This window comes from Shewanella sp. ANA-3 (assembly GCF_000203935.1).
In the GTDB taxonomy this organism is placed as follows: Bacteria; Pseudomonadota; Gammaproteobacteria; order Enterobacterales; family Shewanellaceae; genus Shewanella.
Genome location: NC_008577.1, coordinates 3,943,230 through 3,955,431, shown reverse-complemented (window position 1 = coordinate 3,955,431; position 12,202 = coordinate 3,943,230). Strand labels below are relative to the sequence as shown.

Annotated in this window: 7 protein-coding genes; 4 read left to right on the top strand and 3 right to left on the bottom strand. The window is 49.1% G+C overall.

What is annotated here, in order from left to right:
• Positions 1-94 precede the first annotated feature (94 nt).
• Both chrA and SHEWANA3_RS17305 read left to right on the top strand, forming a co-directional pair.
• Positions 95-1,246: a chromate efflux transporter gene (gene chrA, locus SHEWANA3_RS17310; protein WP_041412773.1), complete on the top strand. Its 1,152-nt coding sequence runs from the start codon at positions 95-97 to the stop codon at positions 1,244-1,246.
• Between the two features lie 135 nt (positions 1,247-1,381).
• On the top strand, positions 1,382-3,046 hold the full coding sequence (locus SHEWANA3_RS17305; RefSeq protein ID WP_011718105.1) for a methyl-accepting chemotaxis protein: 1,665 nt from the start codon (positions 1,382-1,384) through the stop codon (positions 3,044-3,046).
• Between the two features lie 114 nt (positions 3,047-3,160).
• On the opposite strand, the gene fdhF is transcribed toward SHEWANA3_RS17305, so the two are convergent.
• Positions 3,161-7,459: a formate dehydrogenase subunit alpha gene (gene fdhF / locus SHEWANA3_RS17300; RefSeq protein WP_011718104.1), complete on the bottom strand. Its 4,299-nt coding sequence runs from the start codon at positions 7,457-7,459 to the stop codon at positions 3,161-3,163.
• 527 nt (positions 7,460-7,986) lie between these two features.
• On the opposite strand from fdhF, the gene prfB reads away from it, so the two are divergent.
• Both prfB and lysS read left to right on the top strand, forming a co-directional pair.
• A protein-coding gene (prfB, locus tag SHEWANA3_RS17295) for a peptide chain release factor 2 (RefSeq protein WP_161629216.1) occupies positions 7,987-9,085 on the top strand; the annotation gives its coding sequence in 2 pieces (ribosomal slippage) (positions 7,987-8,061 and positions 8,063-9,085; 1,098 coding nt in all).
• 29 nt (positions 9,086-9,114) lie between these two features.
• Entirely contained in the window at positions 9,115-10,617 is a 1,503-nt protein-coding gene (gene lysS, locus SHEWANA3_RS17290) for a lysine--tRNA ligase (protein ID WP_011621622.1), read from the top strand.
• 102 nt (positions 10,618-10,719) lie between these two features.
• On the opposite strand, the gene SHEWANA3_RS17285 is transcribed toward lysS, so the two are convergent.
• Positions 10,720-11,160: a DUF2846 domain-containing protein gene (locus tag SHEWANA3_RS17285; protein WP_041412771.1), complete on the bottom strand. Its 441-nt coding sequence runs from the start codon at positions 11,158-11,160 to the stop codon at positions 10,720-10,722.
• A 394-nt stretch (positions 11,161-11,554) separates the two neighbouring features.
• The gene (locus SHEWANA3_RS17280; RefSeq protein WP_011718101.1) at positions 11,555-12,058 is read right to left on the bottom strand and encodes a lactoylglutathione lyase family protein; all 504 of its coding nucleotides are present in this window, start codon (positions 12,056-12,058) and stop codon (positions 11,555-11,557) included.
• Positions 12,059-12,202: the final 144 nt, after the last annotated feature.

The window sequence follows — 12,202 nt, the reverse complement described above, 5'->3', positions numbered from 1 at the left end:
TGGCGCTCTTTCGTTATAGCAGTATTTCCTTTTCATCAAAATGTCTTTTTAATGGCATAATCTCGCTAACTTTATGCATCGAAAGGCAAAGCATATGCTGCAGATATTCTTACGTTTTTTAACCCTTGGGCTGATGAGTTTTGGCGGGCCTGCGGCGCATATCGGCTATTTTCGGCAAACCTTTGTCAACGAACTCGGTTGGCTCGATGATAAACGTTATGCCAGCTTAGTGGCTTTAAGCCAATTTATGCCGGGACCCGGCTCGAGTCAGGTCGGTTTTGCCATTGGTTACCATAGGGGGGGACTGCTCGGCGCCATAGCCGCCTTTGCCGGATTTACCTTGCCATCCTTTGTATTGATGTATCTGCTGGCTATAACCACCGCCGCTTGGTTAGGTAACGATTATATGCAGGGCATAGTCCATGGCTTAAAGCTGTTGGCTGTGGTCGTGGTTGCGGATGTAGTGCTAGCGATGTTCAGCCAGTTTTGCCAGCGCAAAACCGCGCGCTTATTGATGCTTGGCAGCGCCGCGAGCATACTGATTTTCCCGTTCTTATGGACCCAAATTGCGCTGTTAATCCTTGCCGCGCTTTTAGGCTTATCATTCTTGAGTGCAACCGAGAGTGAGTCTCAAAAACCTGAACCCATTCGTTTGAATTATCTGAGCTTAGGCATATTTATCGCCTTGTTTGTGGGGAGCTTTTTTGCTTTAGATCTTGGCGTTGAAGCTGGGATCTTCGGTGAGTTTTATCGCACTGGCAGTTTAGTCTTCGGTGGCGGTCATGTGGTGCTGCCATTGCTTGAGACTGCGGTTGGCGATTCTCTGAGTAGCGATCGCTTCCTCACTGGCTATGCCTTTGCCCAAGCCGTGCCTGGGCCTATGTTCACCTTTGCGACCTTCCTTGGCGCAGAAATGATGCTAGATAATCCCTTTGTCGGCGCGGTTATCGCAACTCTAGCTATCTTCTTACCGGGATTTTTATTGATGCTGGTGGGCTTAAAGAGTTGGCATGCAATTGCCGCCAGACCCAAGATTGCCGGTATGCTTGCCGGTGTCAACGCCTGTGTGGTGGGATTACTCGCGGCGGCGCTATATCAACCCGTGTTTACCCAAGGGGTGTTATCTGGTGTAGATATGGCCATCGTCCTGCTCGGTTTTGGTGCGTTAAAGCTCTTCAAACCGCAGATGCTGCTATTGGTTTTAGGCTTTAGCCTGTGTGGTATCGGATTGATATTACTTGGTTAAGCGAATGACTTCCTAAAGCTGGTGCCTGAAATTAATACGATATTTGTTAAGTTAAACGCAAAGATGTTGCACTGTTTTGGCTATACTTCAAAAATATAAAAAAATATAAGCTCGATCACCCTGGAGTAAGCAAGCATGTCGAATTTAAGCCTGCGTAATAAACTACTGCTGTTGTCTTTGTTCCCCCTAATCTTGACCTTATTAGTGCTGATGACCGTTTCCTACTACGTCGAGCAGGAATCTCTCGCGGAAGAAGTGGTGACCTTTAGAACGAAATTGGTGGGCGAACGTAAACAACAAATCAAAGAAGCGACCGAAATTGCTGCAGGGATTGTGCAATATCAACTGTCATTGAAAGACCAAGGCAATGTGAACCAAGCTCTGCGTGATATTCGTTTTGGCAGCGCGGGTTATTTCTTTATTTATGATTCCCAAGGCAAAAACATTTTCCACGCCTTGATGCCTAATCTTGAAGGGCAAAACAAAATCGATATGACCGACCCTCGCGGTACTAAGATCATCGTTGGTTTGCTGGATGCGGCCAAACGTGGTGACGGTAACTTTTCCTATTACTATCAAAAGCCTAATACTAACGAGCAAATCGAGAAGATTAGCTATGTGATGATGGTTCCAGGTACTGACTGGATGCTAGGTACAGGGGCTTATATCGACGATATCGAAGCCGTAGTCGAGGATTACCGCCAAACCGTAACCGAACAAATGGCCGATAAGTCCTTCATGATCCTATTAATCGCCCTCGTGCTGACGGGGATCACGGCCTTTATCATCATGGTCGCCGCCCATCGTATGGTGGTGCCGATTAAGAATATGGCGGATAGCCTGAATGATATCGCTAAGGGTGAAGGTGACTTAACCAAACGCTTAAGCGTGAAGGGCGAGGATGAAATTGCTCAGTTAGGTCAAGCCTTTAACTTGTTTGTCGATAAGCTGCAAACCATTATTGGCGATGTGGCAAACGCAACGGCTAAGGTGAAATCCGCCGCCAATGCGATTCACGATCAAACCAAAGTGATGTCGAGCCAGCTGCTGAGCCACAATAACGAGACAGACCAAGTGGTGACGGCTATTACCGAGATGTCGTCCACCGCGAGTGAAGTGGCGCAAAATACCACCCAAGTGGCCGAGGCGACCCAAGCGGCGACGGGTGATGTGGCAAATGCCCAGCGCTGTGTCGATGCCTCGCTCGAAGAGATTGCTGGACTCATGTCGCAAATCAACAATGCTGCGGGCAGTATTAAATCCTTAAGTGAGCAATCGCAAAAAATTAACAGTGTGTTGTCTGTGATTGGCGGTATTGCCGAGCAAACTAACCTGCTGGCCCTTAACGCTGCGATTGAAGCGGCCCGCGCCGGTGAACAGGGCCGTGGTTTTGCCGTGGTGGCCGACGAAGTGCGTAATCTTGCCAGCCGTACTCAGGCAAGTACCTTAGAAATCAACGAAATGCTCTCTGAGCTGCATAAGTTAGTCTCGGTCGCAGTTAAAACCATGGACGAGAGCCAGCAGAGCTGCGTGCGCTCGGTGGATTCTTCCCGCGCTATTTCCGAGAGCTTAGGCTCTGTGACATCGGCGGTAACCGCGATTAATGATATGAGTACCCAGATTGCGACGGCGGCGACCGAGCAAAGCTCTGTGACCGAAGAAATTAATCGTAACGTTTATGCCATCCAAGAGATCGTTAACGAGCTGCTGCATTCCAGTGAAGATGCGGCCAAGGTGAGTCAAACCGTGTCTCAGGAAGGGATTAACCTCGGTAAATTGGTGGGGCAGTTTAAGATTTAACTCATCTAATTAAACAAGTTAATTAAATTCGCGAATGAAAAACGGGAGACATTGTCTCCCGTTTTTTATATCCAGCGATGGGTCTATCCCTTGCAGGGGCTAGTTGCGTAAGTCTTAAGCTGGTTCACTCACCCTTGCTGTCACCTTTTCCGCCCTGACCGCACAGACCTTATATTCGGGAATATAAGCCACAGGATCTAAGGCATTGATAGTGAGCTTATTCGCCGCCGCTTCCACAAAATGGAACGGCAGGAACAGCACGCCCGCCTGGGCGCGTTTAGTCACAAAGGCATCGATTTCAATCTCTCCGCGGCGGGTGGTGAGGCGAAGTTTATCGCCATTGTTTATCCCTAGTTGCTCCGCATCATAAACCGAAATCATCACCTTAGGCGCGCCGAGTAAATCCAGCCCAGGAGTCTTACGGGTGAGTGTGCCAGTGTGGAATTGCTCCAACAGCCGCCCTGTTGAGAGCGTCAGTGGATACTCGTTGCAGGGCATTTCAGCAGGTAGGCGATAACTGACAGGCGTAAATAAGCCTAAGCCTCGAGTGAATTGGCTCTGATGCATAATCGGTGTTCCGGGATGGGTTTCATCTGGACAGGGCCATTGAATCCCTTGGGAGATTTGACCTTCGGCATTGGCACTTAATCTGTCCCAGCGAATGCCGCGATACTGCGGAGTAAGTTCGTTGATTTCGCGCCAGATGGCTTCTTCGTTGGTATAGTCCCAGTTAGCGCCCATGGCGTTAGCGACTGCTTGCACTATCTGCCAATCGGGCAAGGCTTCACCCGGTGAGGCGAGTGCCTGCTCGAGTCGCTGTACACGACGCTCGGTATTGGTAAAGTGACCGCGTTTTTCCACAAATGCGGCGGCGGGTAAGACCACATGGGCAAGCTCGGCCGTCTCGGTTAAAAAGATATCCTGCACCACCAGAAACTCGATTTGGCTCAATGCATTAAGCACATGGGCTTGGTCGGGGTCGCTGAGCACGGGATTCTCACCCATCACATACAAGGCTTTAATTTTGCCCTTGGCAATATCGTGCATCATATGGGTGGCGGTGACGCCAATCTCCCCCGATAACCGTGTTTGCCAATGGTTTTCGAAGCGCATTCTGGCATGAAGATCCGTGACCTTTTGGTAACCAGTAAAATAGTTGGGTAGGGCGCCCATGTCGCAGGCACCTTGGACGTTACTCTGGCCGCGAAGTGGGTTAATGCCCGCGCCTGACACACCAATATTGCCGCAAAGTAACTGCAAATTAGAAATGGCGGTGACGTTATCGTGCCCCGTCGTATGCTGAGTGATGCCCATGGCGTAGTAAACCGCGGTCTTTTCGGCTGTGCCTATGGTCCGCGCGAGGCGGGCAATATCTTCGGCTTTTACGCCCGTGATAAGCGCTGCGTTTTCGAGGGAATAATCGTCCTTGGCTAACTCTGCATAGAGGGCCTCAATGCCTTCGGTGCGCTCGGCAATATAGGCTTTATCCTGCCAATCGTGGCGAATAATTTCCGCCATAATGGCGTTGAGTAGCATCACATCCGTGCCCGGTCTATGGGCGACATACAGCTCGGCCTTTTCGGCAATGCCAACCCGCTTTGGATCGGCAACCAGTAAACGCGCCCCGTGCTGCATCACCGCCTGCTGAATTTTCGAGGCGATAATCGGATGAGCGCAGGTGGTATCCGACCCTAAAATAAAGATGACGTCTGAGTCTTTGATGCTCGGAATATCATTGGTCATGGCGCCGCTACCAATACTCTGCTGCAAGCCTGTTACCGTCGATGAATGGCAGAGGCGAGCGCAGTGATCGATATTGTTGGTGCCAAGAACGCTACGAACAAACTTTTGCAGCACAAAGTTATCTTCGTTGGTGGCCTTGGCCGAGGCGAGGCTGGCGAGGGCATTGCTGCCATCTTTTTGTTTTATCTCGGTTAAGCGTTTTGCCACATAGGCGATGGCTTCGGGCCAGCTACTCGGTTGTAGCTCGCCGTTTTTACGGATCAGTGGCGTAGTGAGGCGTTTGTCGCTGTGAATAAAATCGAAGCCAAAACGTCCCTTAACGCACAGCATGCCTTGGTTAACGACCGAGTCCTTATTGCCTTCGATATGGCGAATGCGATTGGCGTTGGGGTCGATTTTAAGGTCGAGACGGCAGCCCACGCCGCAGTAAGTACAAATCGTTGAGGCAGTTTTTAACTCTGTACAATCCCCCTGACGTTTATCCCGGGCATCGACCAGTGCCCCCGTCGGACAAACCTGTACACAGTTACCACATTGCACACAGTGGCTATCGGCCATGCTCGCACTAAAGCCGACTCTCGGCGCGCGGCGCTCCATGTGTTGAGTCATTTCCTGCGGCAGCGCCTGGTAGGAATCTTGGCTAAATTGAATCGCGCAGTGGCCACTCTGCTGCTGACACACATCGACGCATTTACCGCAGCTAATACAGCGGTTGGCATCGAATTGAATAAAGGGCGCACTCTTATCCACACTGAAATGCCGTGCATTTTCAGTGGCTAAGCTTTTGGCCTCCACACCGTAATCCGTGGCGTAGTCCCTCAGCTTACAGTCGGTATTGGCCTGACAGGCGCACTCGAGGCAACGTGCCGCCTCTTGCATAGCGGCATCGGCGGGAAAACCTAGCTCAACTTCACTGTAATTCAGCAGCCGTTGCAGCGCTGTGAGTTCGGGCATCTTCAGGCGGAGCTGACGCGGCGTATGGGGATAAAGCGTTGACCCTGCTTTTGAGCTTGTTTCGGTTTGCTTAAGGGCGCTTGGAATGAGGGCGCTTGGAATGGTTTTAACCGAGTTAAACGCATGGGCATGTAAATCGCAGCTAAGGCCAATTTTTAGCATCTTATCAATAGCGATTGCCGCTTTACGGCCATCGCCAATGGCGGCTACGGCAGTCGCTGGGCCGCGGCGGGCATCGCCCATCACAAACAGTTTTTCTACACCCGATGACATGGTTTGTTCACAACCAATTAGCGTGTTCCAGCGGCTCAGCGCCAGTTCACCCTGGCTGAGTTGTCCCATAGGATCCTGCATAAAACTCAGATCCGGCGCTTGGGAGACGGCGGCGATAACAGTATCGAAGGCCTCGGTAAAGGTTTCTCCTGTGTCTACTGGCGCGCGTCTGCCCGAGGTATCGGCTTCACCGAGCGTCATTTTGCTAAAGGTGACTGACTGTACTCGTCCGTTATCATCACTATGATTTTCAATGGGATTGGTTAAAAAGTGGAATTTCACGCCTTCGACTTCTGCCTCGTGTACTTCGTAGGCTTCGGCGGGCATTTCGGCGCGGGTACGGCGGTAGATTAAGGTGACATCGCAGCCTTCACGCACCGCGGTGCGGGCGCAGTCGATGGCGGTGTTGCCGCCGCCAATGACGGCGACTTTTTTGCCCAACTTCAATTGCTTATCGAGGCAATGATCCTTAAGAAAATCCACCCCAAGGTAACAGCCCGCAAGCGCAGAGCCTTTGTAGTTCATCGGTACCGCTTTTTGGGCGCCGATGGCGAGGCACACCACATCGAAATCGGCGACCAGTTGGGCTAAATGAATTTCATGGCCGAGGCGAGTATCCGTATGAATGGTTAACCCATTGCGGCACAGCAGCTCGATTTCTTTATCGAGAATCGCCTTAGGTAAACGGTATTCGGGGATCCCGTAGCGCAGCCAGCCGCCCGCCTTGGGCATGGCTTCAAATATCTCAACATTATGCCCTTGGTTTGACAGGTAATAACCCGCGCTTAAGCCTGCTGGGCCCGCGCCAATAATGGCAATTTTCTTACCTGTGTCTGCGAGGCGCGGCGGCTGATAGCTATTGCCTTGCTCGTCATCGGCCAAGTCTAAATCGGCGGCGTGGCGCTTAAGTTGACGAATGGCAATGGGGTCATCGACGAGGCCGCGGCGGCATTCGCTCTCGCAAAACGCGGGGCAGACTCGGCCAATCGACAGCGGCAGCGGCAGAGTGTCTTTAATGACTTTAATGGCTTGGGTGTGGTCGCCTTGGGCAATGTGGTACAGGTAACTTTGTACATCGACGCCCGCAGGGCAGGCCTGCTGGCAGGGGGCCTCACAATCGGCAAAGTGGTCACTTAAAATCGTGCTCAATGCAGCTTGGCGCTGTTTAGTTAAATATGCCGATTGTGTGATGACTTTTAAGCCCGCTTCGGCGGGCGTTTCACAGGCTTTAACGCAGCGCAGGCTGGCATCGGTATTTTCGATTTGCACTAGGCAGAGGTTGCAGTCCTGTTTATCGGCGTTAGGAGCTGTGCCCAATTGCCGTGTCGCATCCGTTGGGTCGCACAGGCTCGGAATGGCTATGCCCGCCTTACGGGCCGCCTGTAATAGGTTATCGTTCGGCTCGGCCGTGACGCTGTGATTGTCGATTTTAAGTTCTATCATCCCAAGGCCTTTTATATTTGTAGGGTGCTTGCTGCATTGGCGTAAAGCGGCAGGCTTAAGGTGGGTTTGAGTATAACTAGAGCGCTTTAGAAGACGCTTATGGGCGGGGGAAGTTTGACGCTAAATTGCCGTTGTCATCACAAACCCGTATCAGACTGTGCGCTGATGAAGGTTTGCTGGTGGAAAGTTGTGATTTACTTGGTGTTTTATATTTGATTTATCTGTATCTAGCTTAATCCTTTGAGGTTTTTAGTGATTATCACTGTTTAGCTTGCTCAAATTTATGTTTGAATGAGGCGTTAAACGGGTTATTTCATGTAGGATCACAGTCTTAACTCGGCTTTGTCTGTTAATCTGCTGGCGCCAGCGGTGCTTTTTAGGCTGATAAAATCGCCCTGAAGTGTCAACACGCCCTAGGTTTACAGCCGTTGTTAGGTTAAAATGCGCGGTTGCAAATACTGTTAATCGCCGCCTCCTTTGATGGAAAATCCATTGAAACGGCAAAAATAAAGCGAAGTTGAAAATCCATGTTTGAAGTTAATCCAGTAAAATTCAAAATTAAGGAGCTTGCCGAGCGTACGCAGCTTCTTAGGGGGTATCTTTGACTACGATGCTAAGCATGAGCGTCTAGAAGAAGTCAGCCGTGAACTTGAAAGTTCTGAGGTGTGGAACGAGCCAGAACGTGCTCAAGCCCTAGGTAAAGAGCGCGCCAGCCTCGAAGCCGTTGTCAAAACTATCGATGATATGGACGCAGGTCTTGAAGACGTTGAAGGTCTGCTAGAACTTGCCATCGAAGAAGAAGACGAAGACACCTTCAATGAAACCACCAAAGAGCTGGATTATTTAGAGAGCCGTTTGGCCGAACTCGAATTCCGCCGTATGTTCTCTGGTCAACATGATGCCTCCGATTGTTACTTAGACATTCAATCGGGCAGTGGCGGTACTGAGGCACAGGACTGGGCCAACATGGTACTGCGTATGTACCTGCGTTGGGGCGAAGCCCACGGATTCAGCCCTGAGCTGATGGAAGTCACCGACGGTGACGTCGCCGGCATTAAGGGCGCGACCATTAAATTCACCGGTGAGTATGCTTTCGGTTGGTTACGTACCGAGACGGGCGTGCACCGTTTAGTGCGTAAATCGCCATTCGACTCATCGGGCCGTCGCCATACCTCTTTCTGCTCGGTATTCGTTTACCCAGAGATTGATGACGATATCACCATTGACATCAATCCTGCTGACTTACGTATCGACGTATACCGCGCCTCGGGTGCGGGTGGTCAGCACGTTAACCGAACCGAATCTGCGGTACGTATTACCCACTTACCGACTAACACGGTAGTGCAGTGCCAGAACGACCGTTCACAGCACAAGAACAAAGATTCGGCGATGAAGCAGTTAAAAGCCAAACTGTTCGAATTAGAAATGCATAAGCAAAATGCGGAAAAGCAAGCGGCCGAAGATGCTAAATCTGACATCGGTTGGGGCAGCCAGATCCGTTCTTATGTATTGGATGATTCCCGTATTAAAGACTTACGCACTAGCGTGGAGACGCGCAATACCCAAGCGGTACTCGATGGCGATCTGGACAAGTTTATCGAAGCCAGTTTGAAATCAGGGCTGTAATTAATTCAAAGGTATAGACGAGAAATAAGATGACTGAACAAGTACAAGATGAAAACAAACTGATTGCCGAGCGTCGTGCCAAGCTAGAAAGCATTCGCCCGAACTGCAGCGCTAATGCTCACCCTAATACTTTCCGTCGCACCCACAAAGCGGCTGAGTTGCAGGAAAAATACGGTCAAAACACTAAGGAAGAACTCGAAGCCTTAGGTTTTAAAACCAGCATCGCTGGCCGTATCATGGCAAAACGTGGCCCATTCCTGGTGATCCAAGACGTGTCTGGTCGTATCCAAGCTTACGCTGAAAAGGGCGTTCAAGCGGATCTGAAAGACCGTTACCAAGGTCTGGATATCGGTGACATCATCGGCGTAACTGGTCAGTTGCACTTGTCTGGTAAAGGCGATCTGTACGTGAACATGGAAGAGTACCAACTGCTGACTAAAGCACTGCGTCCTCTGCCAGAAAAATTCCACGGCTTAACCGACCAAGAAACCCGTTACCGCCAACGTTATGTGGACTTAATCGTTAACGAAGAATCTCGTCAAGCCTTCGTCATGCGTTCAAAAGTGGTTGCAGCTATCCGTAACTTCATGATCAAAAAAGAGTTCATGGAAGTTGAAACCCCAATGATGCACGTGATCCCAGGCGGCGCTTCAGCCCGTCCATTTATCACTCACCACAATGCGCTGGACATGCCAATGTACCTGCGTATCGCGCCAGAGTTATACCTCAAGCGTTTAGTGGTAGGTGGTTTTGAGCGTGTGTTCGAAATCAACCGTAACTTCCGTAACGAAGGTCTGTCGCCACGCCATAACCCAGAATTCACTATGATGGAATTCTATATGGCCTATGCTGACTACAAAGATCTGATGGACTTAACCGAAGAACTGTTAAGCTCTATCGCGATTGAACTGTTAGGCAGCGCGCAAATGCCATACGGCGAGCACACTGTTGATTTCGGTGGCCCATACGCGCGTCTAAGCATGTTAGAAGCGATTCAGAAGTACAATCCTGACAACGCGACTATCCAAGCAATGACCTACGAGCAAGTGAAAGATCTTGAATTCATGCGTGAACTGGCTATCAGCCTAGGCATCAAGATCGAGAAGTTCTGGACCTGTGGTCAGCTATTAGAAGAAATCTTCGGTGAAACTGCTGAATGGCAGTTAATGCAACCGACTTTCATCACTGGCTACCCAGCGGACATTTCGCCACTGGCACGTCGTAACGATGACAATCACTTCATCACCGACCGCTTCGAATTCTTCATCGGTGGCCGTGAAGTGGCTAACGGTTTCAGCGAGTTAAACGATGCTGAAGACCAAGACAGCCGCTTTAAAGCGCAGGTTGACGCGAAAGACGCGGGTGACGACGAAGCCATGTTCTACGATGCAGACTACATCACTGCACTGGAACACGGTTTACCACCAACAGCGGGTCAAGGTATCGGTATCGACCGTTTAGTGATGCTATTCACTAACACTCACACTATCCGTGACGTGATCCTGTTCCCAGCGATGCGCCCACAGGCCTAAGCCTGATTGGGGTTGTTGATTTAACACCAACTCCTGCATTTAGCGAACAATAAAAAACCAGCCTAATGGCTGGTTTTTTATTGGCCAAAGAATAAATAATGACTACTTCGCCAGTTTACATTCTTGAACGTTTTTCATGCCTTCGGTATCCGAAACCGCTTTTAATCCTGCTCCACCAACAAAGACACCCATCTTGATATATTGCTCGAAGAAGTAATTTTTACCTCCTTCGGTTTTTACGGTTAAATTGTTTTCGCTGAATTCAGATTCAGTCGACAACATTTGTTCACCCGGCTCAACTTCCTTAAAGAAATAAACTTTGTTAGCCGACTCTCCAATGAGATCACCGTTAATATAGATATTTTTCTTTAGTGCCTGTCCAACAAAGCTATTACGGTAAACATAAATACCACTTTTATTGTCTGCTGGTTTTTGGAATGTTTTTAATTTTGCATCTTCTTCTTTTGAGGCCATTGGTACTGTTGCGCAGCCAGAAAGGAATAGGCAAGCAGCCAATATTGGCGTAAGCAGTTTTTTTAACATCATCAATCCCTAATTTTGAAATAATAAAAACCAGTGGTGTCCACTGTAGACATCAACTCGTTATCAGGAATAGTGTTGCGTGGGGAGAAAAAACATCATCCTGACACGAGTAAAGGTTACCGCATACGGTTAATTGCCAGCCTGAAAATGTTTTTAAATCAGTAAGCTAAACGTACTATTCCTGATGTGGCGAAATATAACTTAAGTTGTATCAATGGGCCATTGATTTGTAGCTTAAATTGATGGAATGTGTATTTTTGTGAGCTTGGTGAGAGGAGCTTTAGTTGGGGGAATCTTCTACTGGTTTCTATTTGAGCTATCGAGTCGTCCATACCAATATCACATCTTGGTCAACTTAATATGAAATGGTATGGACAACTTCTTTAGTGATGATTTATTGATAGGCGCCGCTGGCATAATGTAGCTCATAGCTATGGCTATATATTTCGAGGATATTGCCAAAGGGATCTTCCATATAAATCATGCGATAGGGTTTTTCACCCGGATAGTAATATCTCGGTTCCTTCATACGTTTCTTACCGCCAGCGGCGACAATTTTTTCGGCAAGTTCTTCAAGGTTGGGATCTTGCACGCAGAAATGGAATGCGCCGGTTTTCCAATATTCAAAGTTGTTCTCAGGGTTCACCTGATTCGCGAATTGGAATAACTCGACGCCAATTCGGTCGCCCGTCGATAAATGAGCAATTTTAAAAGAACCCCAATTAGGACCAAATACATCGGTGCACATCTCACCGATTGCCGAGTTGTCTTCAATAATTTCGGTTGGCTGCATGATCAGATACCAGCCGAGTACCTCAGTGTAAAACTTAACCGCTGCTTCGAGATCGGGGACCGAAATACCAATATGCGAAAAGGTGCGTGGATAAGGTGTATTCATATTAACTCCTAGTGCGAATGTAACGTGCCAAAAAGCCGAATCATCACAGCTTCAGTGGCGATGGAGTCAGTTTATGGTGTTCGATTAACAATTAAAAATTATCAAATTTTCTTATTTTGATAATTTTTGTTTATTATTGGTGGG

Excerpts from the sequence above, each read along its gene's own strand:
- chrA (WP_041412773.1), top strand. The coding sequence starts at position 95 with ATGCTGCAGATATTCTTACGTTTTTTAACCCTTGGGCTGATGAGTTTT.
- SHEWANA3_RS17305 (WP_011718105.1), top strand. The coding sequence starts at position 1,382 with ATGTCGAATTTAAGCCTGCGTAATAAACTACTGCTGTTGTCTTTGTTC.
- fdhF (WP_011718104.1), bottom strand. The coding sequence starts at position 7,459 with ATGATAGAACTTAAAATCGACAATCACAGCGTCACGGCCGAGCCGAAC.
- lysS (WP_011621622.1), top strand. The coding sequence starts at position 9,115 with ATGACTGAACAAGTACAAGATGAAAACAAACTGATTGCCGAGCGTCGT.
- SHEWANA3_RS17285 (WP_041412771.1), bottom strand. The coding sequence starts at position 11,160 with ATGTTAAAAAAACTGCTTACGCCAATATTGGCTGCTTGCCTATTCCTT.
- SHEWANA3_RS17280 (WP_011718101.1), bottom strand. The coding sequence starts at position 12,058 with ATGAATACACCTTATCCACGCACCTTTTCGCATATTGGTATTTCGGTC.